We start from the raw sequence: 20569 nt of genomic DNA, 5'->3' as shown, positions 1-20569 counted from the left end.
CAGTCTTGCACGCGGGCCCGACACTGCTGCCACGGACACGGATCAGGTCCGCAGCAGGCCGGCGATGAGCAGCAGCAGCGATTGCTGCGTTTCGGCGCGGGCGCGGTCGGGATCGGCGGCGTGGGCGACGATGAGTGAGGCTTCGGTGATGGCGCTGAGCAACAGCTGCGCGAGCACCGCGACGGGGGCGACCGGGATCAGGCCGGCGTCGGTGGCACGTTGCAGTTCGGCGGTGATGAGGCCGAGGCCGTGGCGGGCTTCGAATTCGCGGAAGGCGGGCCAGCCCAGCACCGTGGGGGCGTCCATCAGCACGATGCGCACCATCTCCGGGCGGCCACAGAGTTCGAGGAAACAGGTCAGGCCCGCGGTCATGCCACCGAGGACGTCGGCGCGGTCGACAGCGGCGACGGCGCTCGCGATCTCCGCGGTGGCTTCGGTCTCGACCTGTTCCAGGACAGCGAGGAACAGTCCACGCTTGTCGCCGTAGTGGTGGTGCAGGGCGCCACGGGTGACACCGGCGGCGGCTACCAGCTGCTCGGCCGACGTACCGGCGAAGCCGCGCTCGGCGAACAGGCTGCGGCCTGCCCGCTCGAGCGCGGCTCGGGTGGTGCGGGAACGATCCTCCTGACTACGGCGCTGCATGCAGCCGAGTGAACTCCACGATCAGTTCGGTGAGCAACTCCGGCCGGTCCTCGGGGACGAACGTGTAGGAATCATCGACCGTGCGCAGGCTCGCCCGCGGCAGGTCGGCGACCAGTCGTTGCGCCAGCGCCATCGGGAACAACTTGTCCTCGGTCGCCCAGACAACCAGCACCGGCACTTCGACCGTGGGGAACCGTTCGGCGGCGGCGATGGTGAATCGGTTGTCCACGCCGGCGGCGAAACGGCGTAGATCGTCGCGGATGGCGGCGCTGCGCCGAGCCGGCCCCAGATAGGACTGCGCGATGTCTTGTGGCAGTTCGTGTTTGGTGACCCAGCCGAAGCCAAAGGGCATGCGCTGCACGAACTTCCAGCGCATCGGTGCCAGCAGCGGGCGGATGGCGCCTGCGATTTTCGCCACCTTCAGCAGATTCGCGAAAAGCCGGGGCGGGAACACTTCGTAGCAGTCCACGGCGGCCAGCACTACGCGCCCTATGCGTTCCGGTCGACGCGTCATCAGGATCTGGGTGAGCGCACCGCCGGTGTCGTTGGCGACGAGGGTGACATCGGTGAGGTCGAGCGCCTCGAGGAATTCGGCGATCAGGTCCGCGATGCCGACGGGACCGAGATCGGCGTCGGGCATCGGGAGGGTGTGGGATCCCAGTGGCCAGTCGGGTGCGAGGCAGCGGTGTCCGGCGGCGACGAGGCCGGGCACCACCCCGCGCCAGATGTCGGCGTTGACGAGCAGTCCGTGGACGAAGACGACCGGCGAGCCGGTGCCGGTGTCGTGATAGCGGATGCGGCCGGACGACAGGGCGATCTCGTGCGCCGGGCCGAGTGCTGAGCTGATTCCCATGGGGTCCTCCCCTGGTCGAATGCTGGGCACACCCACCTTTACATACATACTGCATGTATGTCTATACCCACCCTAGGGGATGTGGACGGGTGACCAGCTTCGGGTTACGGTCGAGCCAGTCACCTGCAGAGACGGAGCTTTCATGTCCGCGCCCGACCACGTCGCGCCGCAATCCTCAGCCGACCTCGGCCTCGCCGAATTGTCCGCGGCCGTCGCCGAGGGCACCGTGTCCTCGGTCGCGATCGTCGCCGACGCGCTCGACCGGATCGAGGCGTCGCAGCCGACGCTCAACGCGTTTCGGGTCGTGCGGCGCGAGGCAGCGCTGCGGGAGGCTGCCGAGGCCGATGCGCGGTTGGCCGCGGGTGTACGGCTGCCGCTGCTCGGGGTGCCGATCGCGGTGAAGGACGACACCGATATCAGCGGTGAGATCACCGCGTTCGGATGTGGCGGGCAGTTCGCGCCGAAAACCGACGACGCCGAATCGGTGCGCCGATTGCGCGCGGCGGGTGCGGTGATCGTGGGCAAGACCAATACCTGCGAGCTGGGACAGTTGCCCTTCACCAGTGGCGATGCGTTCGGATACACCCGCAATCCGTGGGATCGCACGCGCACGCCCGGCGGGTCGTCGGGTGGGTCGGCGGCGGCGGTGGCGGCCGGATTGGTTCCCGCCGCACTGGGCTCCGACGGTGCGGGGTCGGTGCGTATTCCGGCCGCGTGGACCAACCTGGTCGGGATCAAGCCGCAGCGTGGGCGCATCTCCACCTGGCCGCTGGCGGAGGCGTTCAACGGACTCACCGTGAACGGGCCGCTCGCGCGCACCGTGCGCGACGCGGCGATGCTGCTCGATATCGCCGCCGGACCGCACGACGGCGACCGGCACACACCCGCGCCGATCGATGCGAGCGCCGCCGTCGGGCGCGATCCCGGCAAGCTCAGGATCGCTCTCTCCCTGAACATTCCGTACACCGCGACCAAGACGGCCCTCGATCCACAGGTCGCGGCGGCGGTGCACGCGCTGGCCGCCACCCTGCGCGCGCTCGGCCACACCGTCACGGTGACGAACCTGCACTACGGGTTGATGATCGGCGCGTCCTTCCTGCCGCGCTCGCTGGCGGGGATCAGCCGGGTGCACCGGGATATGCCCGAGGCCGTGGTCGACCCGCGAACCACCGCCAACGCGCGCATCGGCCGAGTGCTCAGCGGACCCGCGCTCGCCGCGGCACGGCTCGCTGAACCGTTGCTGCACCAGCGAATCGGATCTTTCTTCGACGACTACGACCTGGTGCTGGCGCCGACCACAGCGACCCCTGCCCCACAGGTGGAACAGATCGACGGCATCGGCGTCGGTGCGACCAACAGCCTGATCACCGCCGCGTGCCCCTACACCTGGCCGTGGAATGTCCTCGGCTGGCCGAGCGTGAACGTACCGGCGGGCTTCACCGAATCCGGGCTACCGATCGGCGCCCAGCTGATGGGTATCGCCGACAGTGAGCCGCTACTGATCTCGGTTGCGGCCCAGCTGGAATCGGAGCTGCAGTGGGCACGTCACCGCCCGGTGCCGTGGTGGTGATCCGCCCAGACGCCTTCGTCTATCGGTAGGTCGGACCCCCGCGAACGAAGATCGGCCCGAAATCTCACCGACCCGGTTCGGTCCACCCTTCGAGGTCGCTCTTCGTCCCCGGCGGACAACCGTCCTGGCCGGTTTGCCGAGGAAACATCATCAGACAGCGTTGCGGGCCCGCGCCGCCGACCGCGGTGGTGACCAGCACCGCGATCGACGAGCCGTCGGCGACCCGGCTGGTCGAGAAGCCGAGAGTGCCGGTGACACCGCGATAGTCGGACTCGCGCAATTGGACCGCGATGGCGGTCCGGTTCGGGGGGAGGTCGGTGAGAACACCGCGGCTGCTGCGCACAGCTTGAAGGAACAGCCCGCTCACATCGAAGGCCAGACCCGTGCGGTCGCCTGCCCAGGTGGGCCGATAGTCGGTGAGGTCGGGATAGCCACGGAGATCTTCGATCAAACCGGCCAGTTCGGTGCACAGCTGCTCGTGTTCGAACGGCACCGGCTGGTCGCCGAGCCTGCCTGTGCCGCTCACACAATCGGCGCCGCCGAGCATGACCGGCGATGCCTTCGACACGTAGCGCACCGTGAGGTTGGCGGGCAGCGCGGCGGTGGCTTTCGGATCGGTGATCAGCCTTGTCACCGCGTCGTTGCCGAGAATCGCCGGGCCCGCGCCGCTGATACAGCCGCGACTCACCGCCTTGGCGAAGGTCGGGAAGTCGTCGTTGCGGCCCGCGAAGAACAGCAGCGTGCGGCGGTCGAAGCCTGCGGTCTCACACGGTGCGGGAAAACGATAGAGCTGCTGCTGTTCTCGCCAGCTCATACTCTCCTGCGCCACACCACGATCGGTGAGCTCTTTCTGCAGATCCGCGACCAGGGTGGTCACATACAGGTCACCTTCGACTTCGGGATGGTAGACCGCCACCTTGTTGTAGCGCGGTGCCCCACTGCGGTCGCGAGCGCCCTGCACGTAATCGGCGATCAGCCGAGCCTGCACCGAATTACTCGGTGCCGCTTGGAAATACAGCGGCGATGCCTGATCGAGCCCGTCGGCGGACAGTGTCGTCGCCACCGCCGGGACGCCGAGCTCACCGAGACGGGAGATGGCCCTGCGGGTTTCGTCGTTGCTGCGATCGATCCCGACGACACCGAGCACGCTCGGGTCGTCGGCCACCAGCTCGCGCAGCGGATTGTCGACCACCCAGCCGGCATGGCGCATATCGGAGCCGCCATTGGCGACAATGATGCGCAGCAACGGTTCCGACGAATCGGAGGCCAGCAACGCGCGACGCTGCTGCACCGCGAGCCCGGCCAGTTCCTCGACCTGAGCGTGGGGATAGCGCACATTGGTGTCGACGTAACTCAGACCGGCGAAATACACCAGTGAGACCAGTGGCCGGTTCGGGTTGTCTTGCCTGGCTTCAGCAGCGGCGGCGTTGAGCCGGAACACTTCTCGCTGCATCGCCGACAACTCGGCGTCATCGGCGAAAGTCTGGCGGGCGTTGTCGCTGTAGCCGATACACTCGCCGTCTCGCAGACTCACCGAAACGCCGCCGGTCCACGGCCAGTGCGAACACGACGCGCCCCGCAGCGGCGGGAAGTAGACCAGCGTCGCGGCGACGGCGAGCACGATCGGGATCAGCACGCACAACCCGACGACCCAGCTACGCGCTGCCATCGGTGGCGCGGGCGGCAGTGCGAGACCACGGAATCGGGCATCGTTGACCCGCGGCGTGGAATCGGGCGGCAGGATCGCGCGCAACGGCAGAAACCAGGCGTCGGCCTGCCGGTGCGTGCGCCGGTTGTCGATCTCACGCACCCACTCCTGTAGCGGATCGGGCGGTTGCGGGGTCGGCGCGTCGGCGAGGCTCTCCAGGGTGCGCAGCGGGCGCAGATCGCTGATGTGGGAGAGCTCGCCGACCTCCCGGCTCGGTCCTTCGACACGCAGGGCCACGACCACCAGCGGGTCGAAAAGACCGGTCTCGTTCCGTATTTCGTTGATCCAGGTGAGGATGCGCGCGCCGTCGCTGCCCTCGGCGAGACCACCGAGCAACGCCACCGGATAGGCGGTGCGACGCCAGCTCGACGGGCGCCAGATCCGGCGCCGGTAGGCGTCACGCAGATCCTCCAGAAACGCGTGGATGAGCAGCTTGGCGACCTGCTCCTCGTTCTCGTCCACCCGATGCGAGGCCGTGAGCCGCGACGCGAAACCCAGGAAGCTGCCCGACAATTCGGGTGCGAGGTAGCGCTGATGCAGGAACCACCGCGTCACCTTGGACATGCCGGGAATACGCCCCGACACCCACAGCCACAACCGCAGCACCGGCCACAGCGCCAAGACACCGAAGACCACCCGCGAAATCGTGTCGCCCGCAACGCCTTCGGCGGTTTCGGAGCGGCTGGTCGGCGAACCGCTGCGCAACAGCTTGGGCAGTCGACGGCGCAACTCGTCGGGCGCCTCGGACTCGTCGGAGGTCACCCGCTGACGGGTCAGCCAGTCGGCAGTACGGTAGCGCGGGAACTTGATCGCGCCCATCGCGGTGTCGTCGGCGGCGAAACCGGCCACCAACTGCTGGACGATCGGCAGGCAGTGACCGGGGATCTCCTGATCATCGGCGTGCGGGCCCGCGTCGATCGCGTTGAGGTCGGGAGTGAGCAGAGTGCGCGGCAGGTCGGGCGCGCGCAGGTCGATCTTGGCGCGCGGTGTCGCCCGTCTGCCGCCGGATTCGCTGAGCCAGCTGTAGATTTCGGCGACCAGCGCCGTATGCCCGGAGACCCCGACCACTTCGACGATCGGACGTGGCAGCGCGTGCCGCCCGTGCACCAGGGTGCGCAGCACGCGCGGGCGGGCGTCGGGAATCTCCAGCGCCCGCAACAGCTCCAGCAGCTTGCCCACATCATTGGTATCGGGCACTTCCACGGCCTCCCCCGGACGATCAGCGAACCCGCCGAACGAACCGGCGTGTTCGCCGAACGATACCCCGAACCGCCGACACTCAACCGGTCAAAAGCCCAGCTTCCCCAGCTGTTTCGGGTCGCGCTGCCAATCCTTGGCGACCTTCACGTGCAGGTTCAGATAGATGCGCGTGCCGAGAATATGCTCGATCTGCTTGCGGGCGTTGGTACCGACCTCCTTGAGGCGGGCGCCGTTCTTGCCGATGATGATCGCCTTCTGGCTCGGCCGCTCGACGTAGAGCAGGGCATGCACTTCCAGCATGTCCTCGTTCGCCTCGTAGGGCTCGATGTCGTCGATGACCACGGCCAGCGAGTGCGGCAGTTCATCGCGCACGCCCTCGAGCGCGGCCTCGCGGATCAGCTCGGCCATGAGGGTTTCCTCGGGCTCGTCGGTGATCTCGCCGTCGGGGTAGAACGCCGGGCCTTCGGGCATCAGCGAGGCGATCACGTCGACGAGCACCTCGACCTGCTCGCCCTTCACCGCGGACACCGGGACCACCTCGGATTCGGGTCCGAGCAGCTTCACCAGTGCCATCAGTTGGTGGGCGATCTCGTCGCGGCCCACCTTGTCGATCTTGGTGACCACGCCGAGGATCTTGGTCTTGGGCGCCATCATCTTGATCTGCTCGACGATCCAGCGGTCGCCGGGGCCGATCTTCTCGTCGGCCGGGATGCACAGTGCGATCAGGTCGACCTCGGAATAGGTGTCGCGGACCAGATCGTTGAGTCGCTGTCCGAGCAGGGTGCGCGGGCGGTGCAGGCCGGGGGTGTCGACCAGGATCAGCTGGGCGTCCTCGCGGTGCACGATGCCCCGGATGGTGTGGCGGGTGGTCTGCGGGCGCGAGGAGGTGATCGCGATCTTGGTGCCGACCAGAGCGTTGGTCAGCGTCGATTTGCCGGTGTTGGGGCGGCCGACGAAACAGACGAAGCCGGAGTGGAACACCTTGGCGGAATCAGCCACCGCGCACCTCACTCAGCACCGCGCCGGTGCGATCGGTGCGAACGATCGAGGCCGAGGGCGATACCTCACGCACCGCGTCGATACCCGCGTCGGCGGCATCACCGGCGACGACGACCGCCGCTTCGAAACCCTGCGCACCACTCGAGATCGCGGCGGCCACAGCGGCTTGCAACGCGGTCAGGCGCAGGGCGGTCAGCGTCACCTCGCCCGCGGCGTAGGTGCGGCCGTCGGTGTCGCGCACCGCGGCGCCGCTCGCACCGCCGGTTCGGCCCAGCGCGCCACGCGCCAGCACCAGTAGCTTGTTGTCCTCGGCGTCCAGTTCACTCATGGTCTTCTCCGTTGTCGTCGGGCACGCGCACCTGGTCGGTGTCGGCGGTTGCCTCGTCGGTCGTGCCCTTACGGGACTTGTCGGTCTTCTTCTCCGCCTTGTCGGCTTTGTCGGCGGCGCGACGTACCAGCACGGTGTTGACCCGCATCCGCCCGCGCGCGTCGGCGCCGCCCTCGCCGCGCAGCACCAACCCGTAGACAGTCACCTTGGAGCCGGGCAGCGGGACGCGGCCCAGCTCGTGCGCGAGCAGCCCGCCCACCGTGTCGACGTCGTCGTCCTCGATGTCGAGGCCGTACAGCTCCCCCAGGTCTTCCACCGACACCCGCGACGAGACGCGGTAGCGGCCGTCGCCGAGGTCTTCGACGGGCGGGGTTTCGTCGGTGTCGTATTCGTCGGCGATCTCGCCGACGATCTCCTCGAGCACATCCTCGATGGTCACCAGCCCCGCGATGCCGCCGTATTCGTCGATCAGCAGCGCCATGTGGTTGCGGCGGCGCTGCATCTCGTCGAGCAGTGCGTCGAGTGGTTTGGAATCGGGGACGAAGGTCGCCGGTCGCATGACATCGCGCACCGAGACCTTGCGGGCGCGATCGGCGTAGGGCACAAGATCTTTCAGGTAGACCACGCCGCGTACGTCGTCGACGTTCTCGCCGATCACCGGGATCCGGGAATGGCCGGAACGCACGGCCAGCGACATCGCCTGGGCGGCGGTCTTGTCGTCCTCGATCCACACCATCTCGGTGCGCGGCACCATCACCGCGCGGGCCGGGGTGTCGCCGAGTTCGAAGACCGACTGGATCATCCGGCGTTCGTCGTCGGCCACCACGCCGCGCTCGCGGGCCATGTCGACCACCTCGCGCAGCTCGATCTCGGAAGCGAAGGGGCCGTTGCGAAATCCCTTACCGGGGGTGATCGCGTTGCCGAGCAGGATCAGCAGGCGGCTGACCGGGCTGAGCACCGCGCCGATGATCTGCAGCGGTACCGCGGCGGCGAGCGCGATCGAGTAGGCGTGCTGGCGGCCGAGAGTTCGCGGGCCGACGCCGATGACGACGTAGGAGACCACGACCATCAGCGCGGCGGTGACCAGCAGCGCCGTGCTCTCGTTCCACAGTTCCAAGGTCGCCGCGGCCAGCAGCACCGTGGCGGTGATCTCACACAGAATGCGCAGCAGGACAACAAGGTTCACATAGCGAGGACGGTCGTCGACGATCTTGCGCAAGCGGGCAGCGCCCGAACGATCCTCGCGGACCATGTCGTCGAGCCTGGCCCGCGACACCGTGTTCAGCGCCGAGTCGACGCCCGCGAACACCCCGCCGATGCCGATCAACAGGATCGCCAGCGGGATCAGGGTCAGTGCGGTCACGCGGGGCCTTCACCGGGCGCGGTGAACCCTGCCTTGCCGAGTAGTCGGTCGTCCCGCTCGGCCAACTCCGCGCGACGCTGTTCCTCGCGCAGGCTCACGTACCACTCCTCGAGCAACTGACCCTGCAGCGCGAACATCTCCTTCTCCTCCTCCGGCTCGGCATGGTCGTAGCCGAGCAGGTGGAGCACGCCGTGCACGGTGAGCAGGGCCAACTCGTGGTCGAGCGAATGGTCGGCTTTCTGCGCCTGACCCATCGCGAACTCCGGGCACAGCACGATGTCGCCGAGCATCGACGGGCCGGGCTCCGGGCTGTCGGGACGACCGCCGGGCTCGAGCTCGTCCATCGGGAACGACATCACGTCGGTGGGGCCGGGTAGGTCCATCCAGCGCACGTGCAGGTCGGCCATCGTGTCGAGATCGACGAGCACCATCGACAGTTCGGCGGCCGGATGCACATCCATCCGGGCGATCACGAAACGTGCGACGCTGACCAGGTCTTCTTCGGGAATGTCCATACCCGATTCGTTGGCGATCTCGATGCTCACCTGTTCAGGGTACGGTCTGGCCCCGATGCCGCCGGGAGCGGCATCGGTCCAGCGTGATCGTGTCCGGCCCCGATCGTCGGCCCTGCCGATCATGGGCGCTGCGCAGGTTACCTCCGGTCGCTGCGACCGGCGGCCCGACGCTGCGCGCGGTTGCCCGGGTAGTGCGGACCGGGCACCGCGCGGGTCTCGGATTCGAAGCGGTCGTAGGCATCGACGATGTCGGAGACCAACCGGTGCCTGACGACGTCGGCGCTGGTGAGCTCCGAGAAGTGGATGTCGTCGATATCGGTGAGGATCTCCGCGGCCGCCCGCAGACCCGAGCGCTGACCGTTGGGCAGGTCGACCTGCGAGATGTCACCGGTGACCACCATCCGCGAGCCGAAGCCCAGGCGGGTGAGGAACATCTTCATCTGCTCGGCCGTGGTGTTCTGCGCCTCGTCGAGAATGATGAACGAATCGTTGAGGCTGCGACCACGCATGTACGCCAGCGGCGCGACCTCGATGACACCCGACGCCATCAGCTTGGGGATGGCTTCGGGGTCCATCATGTCGTGCAGGGCGTCGTAGAGCGGGCGCAGGTACGGGTCGATCTTGTCGTTGAGGGTGCCGGGCAGGAACCCGAGCCGCTCGCCGGCCTCGACCGCGGGCCTGGTCAGGATGATGCGAGTGACCTGCTTGGACTGCAGGGCCTGCACCGCCTTGGCCATGGCCAGGTAGGTCTTGCCGGTACCGGCGGGACCGATGCCGAACACGATGGTGTTGTCGTCGATCGCGTCGACATAGCGCTTCTGGTTCAGCGTCTTGGGGCGGATGATCTTGCCGCGCCGCGACAGGATGTCCAGGCTCAGCACCTCGGCGGGCGATTCGGACACGCCCTCGTCGGTGAGCATCGAGATGGTGTGACGGACCGCCTCGGGAGTGATCACCCGATTGCGGCCGGTGAGCGCCACGAGCTGCTCGATGACCCGCTCGGCCAGCGCCACGTCGCCGGCTTTACCGGTGATGGTGACGGTGTTGCCGCGCACGTGGATGTCGGCCGGGAGCAATTGCTCCAGCTGACGCAGGTTCTGGTCGGCGGAGCCGAGAAAACCGAAAACCGACTCGGGGGCGAGTTCGATGCTGGAACGCACGGTCCGCGCCGCGGGACCAGCACTGTTACCGCCTGCGCCGATGTTCGATACGGGGTTGGTGGGGTTGCCGATCTCGCCTGAGTTCTTCAAAAGTGGCTACAGCCTGCTTCCGGTTTCGACCTGGTGTTCGATGAGATCAGTTTACCGCCGAGCACCGACACCGCACAGCGGTTAAAAATTCGCCCGTGGTATGCCGTTCGCGACCCCGGGGGAATACCCGATCCCAGGCGGTCCACTCCTGCTCACCAGCGTGCGGTCAACGCCCCCAGCGCGCCGAGCGCGACAGCGGCCGCGGTGGAGGTCCGAAGGACGGTCGGCCCGAGGAGCACGATGTCGGCACCTGCCTCGCCCAGCGCGGCCAGTTCGGCGTCGTCGAGACCACCTTCGGGGCCGACGATCAGGACCACTTCGCTCGCTTCGGCCAGCGGCAGTTCGGTGAACTTGCCCGCGCCGGATTCGTGCAGGGCGGCGACGATCGCGCCGTCCGCCTTGGCTTTTCGCACCAGCTCCACCAGATCGCGGGTGCGGTGCAGCCCGGCGATGTCGGGGATGTAGGCGCGACGGGACTGGCGGGCCGCGGACTTGGCCGCCGCGCGCCACTTCTCGATCCCCTTGGCGGCCTTGGCGTCCCAGTTCGCGACGCAACGCGATGCCTGCCAGGGGACGATCAGGTCGGCGCCCGCCTCGGTCATCAACTCGACGGCCAGCTCGGAGCGATCCGACTTCGGCAAAGCCTGCACCACGGTCACCTGTGGGGTGGGTGGTGCGGCCGTGCGGCGGTCGCGGACCGCCAGCTCCAGGCGATCCTTCTGGGCCGCAACGACTTCCGAGTCGGCGAGGACACCGTGCCCATCGGACAGGGTGATCGGCTCGCCGACCTTGATCCGGCGTACGGTCGCGGCATGGCGACCCTCCGGACCGTCCAGCACCGCGACGGCGCCCGGCTCGGGTACCTCGTCGAGATAGAAGACCGTCGCGGCCACGGACTCAGCGTCCGCTGAACGACGCGCGCAACCGGGCGAACAGGCCGCTGTTGTGCTCGGACTGGGTCGACATCACCTCGGCGCGATCCCTGTCACGCATGCCCTTGAACTTGCGCAGCAGATCGGTCTGCTTGCCGTCGAGCTTGCTCGGAACGACGATGTCGAGGTGAGCGAGCAGGTCGCCGCGCGCTCCCGATCGCAGCCGTGGCATGCCGTGCGCGCGCAACTGGATGACCTCGCCGGGCTGGGTGCCCGCCGCGATGGTGAGTTCGGTGGGGCCGTCGAGGATGGTGTCGACGACCACGGTGGTGCCCAGGATCGCGTCGACCATCGGCACTCGAACGGTGCAGTGCAGGTCGTCGCCGTCGCGGACGAAGGTGTCGTGGGGCTGCTCGACGACCTCGACGTAGAGGTCACCGGCGTGGCCGCCACCGGGGCCGACCTCGCCCTGCGCGGCCAGGCGAACCCGCATGCCGCTGGCGACACCGGCCGGGATGGGCGCGGCGATCTCGCGACGAGCGCGCACGCGGCCGTCGCCGCCGCATTTGTTGCAGGGGTCGGGGATGGTCTCGCCCGCGCCACGACAGGTGGGGCAGGGCCGCGAGGTGAGCACCTGGCCGAGGAACGAGCGCTGTACCGACTGCACCTCGCCCGCGCCGTCGCACGTCTCGCAGCGGACCGGTTTGGAGTTGCCGTTGGTGCCCGAGCCCACGCAGACATCGCACAGGATCGCGGTGTCGACGGTCAGATGCTTGGTGACTCCGACCGCGCATTCGGCCAGGCTCAGCCGAGTGCGGATCAGCGAGTCGGCGCCGGGCTGCACGCGGCCACGCGGCTTGCGCTGACCACCACCGCCCTGGCCACCCATCCCCCCGAAGAAGGCCTCGAAGACATCGCCGAGGCCACCGAAGCCCGCGCCGTTGAATCCTGCTCCGCCGCCGCCGTTTTCGAGCGGGTCACCACCGAGGTCGACGATCCGGCGCTTCTCGGGGTCGGTCAGCACCTCGTAGGCGGTGGAGACTTCCTTGAAGCGGGCCTGTGCGCCCTCGTCCGGGTTCACATCGGGGTGCAGTTCGCGGGCGAGCTTGCGGTAAGCGCGCTTGAGCTCCTGGTCGGTGGCGTTCTTGCCGACGCCGAGCAGTCCGTAGTAATCCCGTGCCACGTGAGTTCTCTAGTCCTTGGTCGGTGTGGGCCGGCCGAGCGCCGGGCGCATCCTTTAGTCGAATCCACTCAACTTTACCGGCCGAAGTATCGACCTTAACAGTCCGGTTGCCATCGCTTCCGAGCTGGCTTCACCTTTCGGCGAGCACCTCGCCGATGTAGCGGGCGACGGTCGCCACCGACGCCATGGTGCCTGGGTAGTCCATCCGGGTGGGGCCGAGCACACCCATACCGCCGAGGACGGCACCGGCCGCGCCGTAGCCGGTGGAGACGACGGAGGTGCCGCGCATCTGCTCGACCTGGGTCTCCTCGCCGATCTGCACCATCACTTGACCCGGCCGCTGCGCGGCGGCGAGCAGTTTGAGCACGATGACCTGTTCTTCCAGGGCCTCCAGCACAGTCCGCAGGGAGCCGGGGAAGCCGAAATCGGCGACGTTGCGGGTGAGATTGGCGGTGCCGCCCAGGACCAGACGTTCTTCGGGATGCTCGACCAGCGTCTCCACCAGCACCGTGGAAACCCGCACCAGCACGTCGCGGATCGCGGCGGGCGCGCGTTCCGGCACGCCGGCCACCGACGCGCTGGCCACCGACAGCAGCTTGCCGTCCATCGCGCCACCGAGCAGGCCGCGCACGGCGGCGAGGTCTTCGTCGGAGATCACCGCGCCCAGGTCGACGATGCGCTGGTCGACGCGGCCGGTATCGGTGATCACGACCAGCAGCAAACGGGCCGGGTTGAGGGCGACGACCTCGATGTGGCGCACGATCGATGCCGACACGGTGGGGTACTGCACGACCGCGACCTGGCGGGTGAGCTGGGCCAGCAAGCGCACCCCACGGCGTAGGACGTCGTCGAGGTCGACCCCGGATTCGAGGAATTCCATGATCGCGCGGCGTTCGGCGCCGGAGAGCGGTTTCACCTCGGCGATCCGGTCGACGAACTCGCGATAGCCCTTGTCGGTGGGGATACGGCCCGAACTCGTGTGCGGCTGGGTGATGTAGCCCTCGGCCTCGAGCACCGCCATGTCGTTGCGGACAGTGGCGCTGGAGACGCCGAGATTGTGCTTCTCCACGAGGGACTTGGAACCGATCGGTTCCTTGGTGGCGACGTAATCTGCGACGATCGCTCGCAGGACCTCGAAACGTCGATCTTCGGTGCTCGACACCATCGACCCACCTTCCTCGCTCGTGCCTGGGTACCTCATGCCTACCGTGCTGTGTTCGCACAGGGTCGCACGCCGACGCTCGCAGCGTCGTGTTGTCCAGTCTAATTGTCTCGATCCCGATCATCGGATGGCGCGGTTGGGGCGGCATCGAACCGCCGTGCGGGGATATCCGGCTTCGGGGGCGGTGTTCGGCCCGCCGACTCGATTTTCCCGGCGGGAAGTTATCCACAGGCCCGAGTTGTCCACAGGTGGCATTTCGGGGGTTGTCGGGCTCGGGGAGCGGGCGTAGGTTCGGATCCGAATCAGGGGGATCACCAGCAATTTTCGTCTATCGACCGTCGTGTGTGGGGAGGAAACTGTGGTGCGTCCGAGTGGGGTCGACGAAGTGTGGAGTATCGGGTCCGGGTCCGTCGAGGTGCGGCCGACGGAGTTCGCCGCGATCGATCACGCGTGCGCGGAGTTTCTGCGGGCGATCACGCGGATTCGGGCGCTTGCCGTCGAGATCGGCGATCAGGTTCATTGGGGGCTGGGCGAATCGGAGGCGCGGCTGATTTCGGCCACCGCGTTGGTCTCGCGACTGCGTGACGTGGCGGGAGCGAGAGAGAACGGCATCGCTGCAGCGATGGACGCGCATGCGCGAATCGCGATGGATATTCGCCACTCGTTCCGGGAAGTGCGCGATCGGCTGGAAGGTGCCGACGAGGTCTGGGCGGGCCGTCTCGGCTCGGTGGAATCATCAGTGGGACAGATTGTTTCGTCAGCCGAGGGGTCGAAGTGGCCGACCGTGTGACACCCGGAGAGAACACGCATCGCACTGGTCCGCCATCGGGAGTTCCTGGCGGTGGGGAGAACACGCATTCCTGGCGGCATCAGGAGATCGCGGTGGCGTTCGGGTCGCTCGAAGTGACCGATGCGGTCGCGCAAGCGGACAGATTCGAGCGGATCGCGGCATGGTGGAACGACGCGGTGCAGGTCTTCCGGCACGCGATGGGGGAATCGTCGGCCCAGGCTTGGTCGGGTGTCGGTGCGGCGGCGGCGCGTGCCGCGGTCGAGGCCTATATCGAGGACGCGTGCGTGTTGGCAGCGGCGTTGAACGAGTTGCCCCCGATTGTTCGGGAGGCGGCCGAGGCGATCGTGGCGACCAAATACACGGTCGGGTCGCCGGCGATCGAGAAGACCGCTGATTCGGCGTGGTCGGTGAGTGCAGCGGTAAACACCGCGGGCTCGGCATCGGGCCACGGAGCAGCTTCGGCCGCGGAGGAGAATGCGCGCACTGCGATGCGGCAGCGGTACGTGTTGCCGTTCGCCGAGCTCGTCGCTCGTATTCCCTCGCTGCCCATGCCGCTTCGGTCACTCGACCCTGGCGGGCAAAGCGATCGACAATTGCTGATCGGCACCGCCGGGCAATCGCGCGGCGTGAGTCGCGCACAGTCGCCGGTGGGCGTTTCGGCAGGGGGCGAGCAGAACTCGGCCGACGCGACCGGGGACAGTTCGGGCCCGCACAGGACGATCGACGATTTCGAAACGATGGGACGCGATGGTCGCGGAACCGGATCTCAGGCTGACGACCCGACCGGGGTCGACAGCCGGGCGGCGGAAGCCGACGACAGTTCGGTGGATTCGGGCAGCGACTCTACGAGAACAGCCTCGGTGTCGACGGCTGCCACCGGCATGACGCCGCCGAGCGGTGCGGTTGCTTCGACGCCACCCAGCGGCTCAGGCGCGATCGCAGCGCCCAAGTGGCGACCCATGGCGGCGACCGACCCACCATTCGTTTCGACAGGGCGTGGTCCATCGCTCGGCTCGGCCGGGCGTACGGGGCCGACCTTCACTGCGAGCGGACTCGGTGACCGAACGCCGGGTGACGCTGCGCGGTATCGGCCGCACGGTCACCACGATGCGCCGAGGCCAGGTGTCGGGCACAGTGTCGCGGGATCGACAGGCCCGGTCATCGGCGCCAATCCAGCGGCGGGGCACACCCCGGTCAGGTCGGTCGATCGCTTCTTCCATTGCGGTGCAGCGCCGACAACACCCACGCCGGACACAGATGCCGTGCGGGATTTGCCGGGGTACTTGATCACGCCGGCGAACACCGTGGAACTGCTCGGCGAACCACGACCGGCGGTGGCCGGTGGGGTGATCGGTGGTGGCGATGAGTTCTTGCCCGGTGAGCGGTGCTCGACGGCGACTCGGGGCTGACGGCGATGTCAGCGAGTCGAGGCGAGCATCGGCGGTGGCCGCCCGAGTCGGGCGGCCGGAGCCGAGTCAGACTCGGGCAGCCGCACCGCAACGAGCGGCAGAGTCGGGGGCGCCGACCTCCTTGCCCGCGAGGGCGTCGAGACCGAGCATCGCCAACAGTGACGTGCAGTCCTCGGCGTCGTTCGAGTGCGAGGCGACCGTCCGCGCGGCGACCGCGCACTGACGAGCGGTCTCCGCCTTCTCAGCAGAGCGCGCTTCGGCGAATTCGCTCTGCTCGTGGACGAGGGTGATGTGCCGTTCGGTGGACATATAACTCCCTAGGATCAAGCCGAAGCCTACGCCCCTGATCGTTATCTTCCACCCCGAACCCACCGAACATACCCTTAGAGCACCCCACTGCTCCAAGCCCCTCACCTGGTGTGCATTGGTTGGTTACACCAGGATGACCGGGCAATTCTCAGCTCCGATCACATGCCCGAAAAATCTCGAAATTCAGATCACGATGACATCACCGCCGCGCGTTTCGCCGTTCCCCGAGGCAATGGACCGCTGCTCCACCGGCGAGTCGACGAAACGCTGACCTATCGCGACCAGCCGCCGAGCCGACAGGGGGCGAAAAGGCTGTCAATGGCGGTCGACGCGTGGGCCGAATCTTCGCGATCCGGGGGCTCGACCCCCACCCGGTGGGCGGCCCGCGGCGCTGTGCGGGTCAGGCGAGGAGATCGCGGACAATGCCGTCGGCGAGGAGACGGCCGCGGTCGGTGAGAACCAGGTTGGCGCCGCGGACGCAGGCGAGGCCGTCCGCGATGATCCGGTCGAGGGCAGGCTCGGCGGTGGGGGCGAGATCGGCCAGGGGCAGGCCGGTGCGCAGACGAACCGTGAGCATGAGGTGTTCGGTGTAGCGCTCGTCGTCGGTGAGGGCTTCCCAGCCCGCGGCCGGGAGACCGCCGAGGGCGACGCGGTCGGCGTAGCGGGCGGGGTGCTTGACGTTCCACCAGCGGACACCGCCGACGTGGCTGTGCGCGCCGGGGCCCGCGCCGAGCCAGTCGCCGCCGTCCCAGTAGCCGAGGTTGTGACGGCAGCGCCCGGAATCGTCTGCGGCCCAATTGGAGACCTCGTACCAGGTCAGACCGGCGGCGGCGAGGCGTGCATCGATGCGCTCGTAGCGGGCGGCGAGGACATCGTCGTCGGGTGCGGGCAGTTCACCACGGCGGACCTTGCGCGCCAGCGCGGTGCCGTCCTCGACGATCAGGGAGTAGGCGGAGACATGATCGACACCGGCGGCCAGCACCGCGTCCAGACTCAGGTCGAGATCGGCATCGGTCTCACCCGGGGTGCCGTAGATCAGATCGAGGTTCACGTGATCGAACCCGGCCGCGCGCGCTTCCTTCGCCGCGGCGACCGCGCGACCCGGGGTGTGCGTGCGGTCGAGCACCTTCAACACGTGCTGCGCCGCGGATTGCATGCCGAGCGAGATGCGCGTGTAACCGGCCGCGCGCAGCCGCTCGAAGAACTCGGGCGAGGTGGATTCCGGGTTGGACTCGGTGGTCACCTCGGCATCGGCGGCCAGGACGAAGTTCGCACGCACGGCGTCGAGGACCGACGTCAGCCCGTCACCACCGAGCAACGACGGCGTCCCGCCGCCGACGAAGACCGTCGAGACCTCAGGGGTCGCGCTCGGCAGGGCGTCGAACTCGGCAGCGGCGGTCGCGAGCTCCGCGCGCAGTGCCTCCAGCCAGGACTGCGGCGACGCCGACGTGCCCAACTCCCCCGCCGTGTAGGTGTTGAAGTCGCAGTACCCGCAGCGCGTGGCGCAGAACGGCACGTGCACGTACACCCCGAACGCGCCGCCCCCGAAATCGCGCAGCACCGGGCGATCGGCGTCGGCCGGTGTCACGCCGGGAGCCCCGGTAGCAGCGCTGGTAGTCACCCCTCCAGTCTGCCGGGCCCTGCTACAGCGCCCCGCCCGACCCCTGGCCGCCACCGCTGCCCCGCTCTGGCCGGGGCCGTCGCCGCGGCGACCGGGGCCCGGTCGGCTGCGGCGCGCCTGCCTCGCGGTGTCGGTCCGTCAGTCCGTCACGACGGGAGTGTTCTGGTTGGCGGTGAGCACCCAGGTGCCGGCTTCCTTGGTCATCACATACATCGGCGTGCCCTGACCGGACAGCTCTCCGTCGAGGGTGAAGTAGCTCTGGCGAATTTTCACGGCGGCGCCATCGGGTCGCAGGAACAGCACATGCTCGACCTCGTAGGTCGCGGTGCCGTGTGTCGTGGCGCCGGGCAGCACCTGCGCGGTGAACTCGGCGATCGCCGGGCGGCCGTACAGGCGCTTGCCGTGGCCGGTGGTCCAGATCGCGTCTTCCCGGAAGACGGCGACGAAGTCCTCGGCCAGTTCGTCGGCCTGGGCGTGCGCGATGGTGTCGACGACCGCGCGGATGGCGGCGAGTTCGATGTCGAGATCGACGGGGGTCTGACCGGTGACAGTGGCGGCGTTGCTCATGCCACTACTGTGCAACCTCGAGCGCACTTCGGGTCAACCGCGCTGTTCGGCACCGCACACGCGCCGGCGCGGGCATATCACAGGTCGGTTCCGGGCGGTGAGCTATGACCCCCGTCACAGAACAGGACGACCGTCCAGGGAATTTCCCCCAAAAGTGCGGGAAATATCTCCTTGCGGTCGGAACGACCGGGCTGACGTGGCACAATAGGCGCATGCACGCAACTGGAGTACGACTCGTGGCCCGTCGCCACGTCGACTTCCAGCGTGTCTGCAGCGCCTGTTGTCGGCCCGGATTCCACCGGTAGCGCAGCGGCGTCCACGCCCGGGTATCCCCCGGTGCCTTCGACTTTCATCGGCCCGCTGACTCCCTGACGCGAGCCAGCCCCTCGCGCCTTCAGCACGGATGTCCCATCACCCCCGCAGGAGCGACCCCACATGACGTCGAGCACCGACGCCGGTTCGACCGAGCAGGCCGGCACCGAGCGTGCCGCAGCCGCGCGCCCCGTCCGGCCGAGCAGCGATGCCCCCGTAGCGCCGCGCGCCCGTACCGGCAAGCCGGTGCGTCGCCGCTCCGAAGGCCAGTGGGCCCTCGGTTACCGCGAGCCGCTGAACCCCAACGAGCAGTCCAAGAAAGACGACAACCCGCTCAACGTGCGCGCGCGCATCGAGAACATCTACGCCAAGGGCGGCTTCGACTCGATCGACAAGGCCGATCTGCGTGGCCGTTTCCGCTGGTGGGGTCTCTACACCCAGCGTGAAGAGGGCTACGACGGCACCTTCACCGACGACGACAACATCGACCTGCTCGAAGCGAAGTACTTCATGATGCGGGTGCGTTGCGATGCCGGTGCGCTCAGTGCCGCTCAGCTTCGCACCATCGGTGGCATCTCCACCGAGTTCGGCCGCGACACCGCCGACCTGTCCGACCGCGAGAACGTCCAATACCACTGGATCGAGGTCGAGAACGTCCCGGAGATCTGGCGCCGCCTCGAGTCGGTCGGTCTGCACACCACCGAGGCCTGCGGCGACTGCCCGCGCGTGATCCTCGGTTCGCCGCTGGCCGGTGAGTCCCTCGACGAGATCATCGACCCCACCCCGGCGATCGACGAGATCGTCAAGCGCTACATCGGGAAGAAGGAGTACTCCAACCTTCCCCGCAAGTTCAAGACCGCGATCTCGGGCCAGCAGGACGTGGTGCACGAGATCAACGACATCGCTTTCGTCGGCGTGAACCATCCCGAGCACGGTCCCGGTCTGGATCTGTGGGTCGGCGGCGGTTTGTCGACCAACCCGATGCTGGCCCAGCGCGTCGGTGCGTTCGTGCCGCTCGACGAGGTGCCCGATGTATGGGAAGCGGTCGTCGCGCTCTACCGCGACTACGGCTACCGTCGCCTGCGCACCAAAGCGCGCCTGAAGTTCCTGATCAAGGACTGGGGCATCGAGAAGTTCCGCGAGGTTCTCGAGACCGAGTACTTGAAGCGCAAGCTGATCGACGGCCCCGCACCCGAGCAGCCCGCCAAACCGATCGACCACGTCGGCGTGCAGAAGCTGCGCAACGGTCTCAACTCCGTCGGCTTCTCCCCCATCGCCGGTCGCGTGTCGGGCACCATCCTGAGCAAGGTCGCCGACGCCGCCGAGAAGTACGGCTCCGACCGCATCCGCTTCACTCCGTACCAGAAGCTGATCGTCCTCGACATCGCCGACGACCAGGTCGACGCGCTGATCGACGAGCTCGAACCGCTCGGACTGCAGGCACGTCCGTCGGTCTGGCGTCGAAACCTCCTCGCCTGCAGCGGCATCGAGTTCTGCAAGCTCTCCTTCGTCGAGACCCGCAAGCGTTCGCAGGTGCTGGCACCGGAACTCGAGCAGCGCCTCGCCGATATCAATGCCGAACTCGACGTGCCGATCACCATCAACATCAACGGTTGCCCGAACTCGTGCGGCCGGTCCCAGATCGCCGATATCGGCTTCAAGGGCCAGCTCGTCGACGACGGCACCGGGAATCAGGTGGAGGGTTTCCAGGTTCATCTGGGCGGCAGCCTCGGCCTGGACAGTGCGTTCGGGCGGAAGTTGCGTCAGCACAAGGTGACCAGCGTCGAGCTCGGTGACTACATCGATCGCGTCGTCCGCAACTTCGTCAAGAACCGGGAATCCGGGGAACGCTTCGCGGTGTGGGCTGTGCGCGCCGACGAGGCCGACCTCCGATAGTCGATGAGGAGATCCCCACT

The 20569-nt window shown here is 68.0% G+C and carries 18 protein-coding genes; 3 read left to right on the top strand and 15 right to left on the bottom strand.

Annotation, left to right across the window (positions count from 1 at the left end; translation table 11 throughout):
• Positions 1–42: 42 nt before the first annotated feature.
• Together ACFWUR_RS14850 and ACFWUR_RS14845 are read right to left on the bottom strand one after the other, a co-directional pair.
• Positions 43–642, bottom strand: coding sequence for a TetR/AcrR family transcriptional regulator (locus ACFWUR_RS14850; protein WP_378906964.1), 600 nt, complete (start codon positions 640–642; stop codon positions 43–45).
• Positions 629–1495: an alpha/beta fold hydrolase gene (locus ACFWUR_RS14845; protein WP_378906962.1), complete on the bottom strand. Its 867-nt coding sequence runs from the start codon at positions 1493–1495 to the stop codon at positions 629–631. Before ACFWUR_RS14845 ends, ACFWUR_RS14850 begins: the two co-directional genes overlap by 14 nt.
• A gap of 142 nt (positions 1496–1637) precedes the next feature.
• On the opposite strand from ACFWUR_RS14845, the gene ACFWUR_RS14840 reads away from it, so the two are divergent.
• Positions 1638–3065 (top strand): amidase, encoded by a 1428-nt coding sequence (locus tag ACFWUR_RS14840; RefSeq protein WP_378906961.1) that lies wholly within the window; start codon positions 1638–1640, stop codon positions 3063–3065.
• Positions 3066–3129: 64 nt separating this feature from the next.
• Here the strand turns inward: ACFWUR_RS14840 and ACFWUR_RS14835 are convergent, their stop codons facing one another.
• From ACFWUR_RS14835 to hrcA, 9 genes are all read right to left on the bottom strand, one after another.
• Positions 3130–5970, bottom strand: coding sequence for a hypothetical protein (locus tag ACFWUR_RS14835; RefSeq protein WP_378906959.1), 2841 nt, complete (start codon positions 5968–5970; stop codon positions 3130–3132).
• 90 nt (positions 5971–6060) lie between these two features.
• Positions 6061–6972, bottom strand: coding sequence for a GTPase Era (era, locus tag ACFWUR_RS14830; protein WP_378906957.1), 912 nt, complete (start codon positions 6970–6972; stop codon positions 6061–6063).
• A complete protein-coding gene (locus ACFWUR_RS14825; protein WP_378906955.1) occupies positions 6965–7300 on the bottom strand; it encodes a cytidine deaminase in 336 nt (111 codons plus the stop codon). Before ACFWUR_RS14825 ends, era begins: the two co-directional genes overlap by 8 nt.
• Complete coding sequence (locus ACFWUR_RS14820) at positions 7293–8663, bottom strand: hemolysin family protein (RefSeq protein ID WP_378906953.1); 1371 nt, start codon at positions 8661–8663, stop codon at positions 7293–7295. The genes ACFWUR_RS14825 and ACFWUR_RS14820 overlap by 8 nt, the downstream gene beginning before the upstream one ends.
• Positions 8660–9208 (bottom strand): rRNA maturation RNase YbeY, encoded by a 549-nt coding sequence (gene ybeY / locus ACFWUR_RS14815; protein ID WP_378906951.1) that lies wholly within the window; start codon positions 9206–9208, stop codon positions 8660–8662. The genes ACFWUR_RS14820 and ybeY overlap by 4 nt, the downstream gene beginning before the upstream one ends.
• A 107-nt stretch (positions 9209–9315) precedes the next feature.
• The gene (locus ACFWUR_RS14810) at positions 9316–10380 is read right to left on the bottom strand and encodes a PhoH family protein (RefSeq protein WP_378907469.1); all 1065 of its coding nucleotides are present in this window, start codon (positions 10378–10380) and stop codon (positions 9316–9318) included.
• 200 nt (positions 10381–10580) lie between these two features.
• A complete protein-coding gene (locus ACFWUR_RS14805) occupies positions 10581–11321 on the bottom strand; it encodes a 16S rRNA (uracil(1498)-N(3))-methyltransferase (protein WP_378906949.1) in 741 nt (246 codons plus the stop codon).
• 4 nt (positions 11322–11325) lie between these two features.
• Entirely contained in the window at positions 11326–12483 is a 1158-nt protein-coding gene (gene dnaJ / locus ACFWUR_RS14800; protein WP_378906947.1) for a molecular chaperone DnaJ, read from the bottom strand.
• A gap of 130 nt (positions 12484–12613) precedes the next feature.
• Positions 12614–13645, bottom strand: coding sequence for a heat-inducible transcriptional repressor HrcA (gene hrcA, locus ACFWUR_RS14795; protein ID WP_378907466.1), 1032 nt, complete (start codon positions 13643–13645; stop codon positions 12614–12616).
• A gap of 415 nt (positions 13646–14060) precedes the next feature.
• Here hrcA and ACFWUR_RS14790 point away from each other — a divergent pair, with 415 nt between their 5' ends.
• The gene (locus tag ACFWUR_RS14790; RefSeq protein ID WP_378906945.1) at positions 14061–14435 is read left to right on the top strand and encodes a hypothetical protein; all 375 of its coding nucleotides are present in this window, start codon (positions 14061–14063) and stop codon (positions 14433–14435) included.
• Between the two features lie 766 nt (positions 14436–15201).
• Here ACFWUR_RS14790 and ACFWUR_RS14785 read toward each other — a convergent pair.
• The 4 genes from ACFWUR_RS14785 to ACFWUR_RS14770 form a co-directional block, all read right to left on the bottom strand.
• Positions 15202–15396, bottom strand: a complete 195-nt coding sequence (locus tag ACFWUR_RS14785; RefSeq protein ID WP_378906943.1) for a hypothetical protein — start codon at positions 15394–15396, stop codon at positions 15202–15204.
• A 514-nt stretch (positions 15397–15910) separates the two neighbouring features.
• Entirely contained in the window at positions 15911–16153 is a 243-nt protein-coding gene (locus tag ACFWUR_RS14780; RefSeq protein WP_378906941.1) for a hypothetical protein, read from the bottom strand.
• A gap of 400 nt (positions 16154–16553) precedes the next feature.
• Positions 16554–17774 (bottom strand): radical SAM family heme chaperone HemW, encoded by a 1221-nt coding sequence (gene hemW, locus ACFWUR_RS14775; protein ID WP_378906939.1) that lies wholly within the window; start codon positions 17772–17774, stop codon positions 16554–16556.
• Between the two features lie 138 nt (positions 17775–17912).
• Entirely contained in the window at positions 17913–18341 is a 429-nt protein-coding gene (locus tag ACFWUR_RS14770) for an SgcJ/EcaC family oxidoreductase (RefSeq protein ID WP_378906937.1), read from the bottom strand.
• Between the two features lie 435 nt (positions 18342–18776).
• Between ACFWUR_RS14770 and ACFWUR_RS14765 the strand changes: the two genes are divergently transcribed.
• The gene (locus ACFWUR_RS14765) at positions 18777–20549 is read left to right on the top strand and encodes a nitrite/sulfite reductase (protein ID WP_378906935.1); all 1773 of its coding nucleotides are present in this window, start codon (positions 18777–18779) and stop codon (positions 20547–20549) included.
• Positions 20550–20569: the final 20 nt, after the last annotated feature.

Origin of the sequence: Nocardia sp. NPDC058633, assembly GCF_042717045.1 — a bacterium.
In the GTDB taxonomy this organism is placed as follows: Bacteria; Actinomycetota; Actinomycetes; order Mycobacteriales; family Mycobacteriaceae; genus Nocardia.
This window is presented reverse-complemented; position numbering and strand designations above follow the sequence as displayed.

What these genes read in the sequence shown, in the direction of transcription:
- ACFWUR_RS14850 (WP_378906964.1), bottom strand. Translation starts at nt 642, where the DNA reads ATGCAGCGCCGTAGTCAGGAGGATCGTTCCCGCACCACCCGAGCCGCG.
- ACFWUR_RS14845 (WP_378906962.1), bottom strand. Translation starts at nt 1,495, where the DNA reads ATGGGAATCAGCTCAGCACTCGGCCCGGCGCACGAGATCGCCCTGTCG.
- ACFWUR_RS14840 (WP_378906961.1), top strand. Translation starts at nt 1,638, where the DNA reads ATGTCCGCGCCCGACCACGTCGCGCCGCAATCCTCAGCCGACCTCGGC.
- ACFWUR_RS14825 (WP_378906955.1), bottom strand. Translation starts at nt 7,300, where the DNA reads ATGAGTGAACTGGACGCCGAGGACAACAAGCTACTGGTGCTGGCGCGT.
- ACFWUR_RS14785 (WP_378906943.1), bottom strand. Translation starts at nt 15,396, where the DNA reads ATGGGTCGCCACTTGGGCGCTGCGATCGCGCCTGAGCCGCTGGGTGGC.
- ACFWUR_RS14780 (WP_378906941.1), bottom strand. Translation starts at nt 16,153, where the DNA reads ATGTCCACCGAACGGCACATCACCCTCGTCCACGAGCAGAGCGAATTC.
- ACFWUR_RS14770 (WP_378906937.1), bottom strand. Translation starts at nt 18,341, where the DNA reads ATGAGCAACGCCGCCACTGTCACCGGTCAGACCCCCGTCGATCTCGAC.
- ACFWUR_RS14765 (WP_378906935.1), top strand. Translation starts at nt 18,777, where the DNA reads ATGACGTCGAGCACCGACGCCGGTTCGACCGAGCAGGCCGGCACCGAG.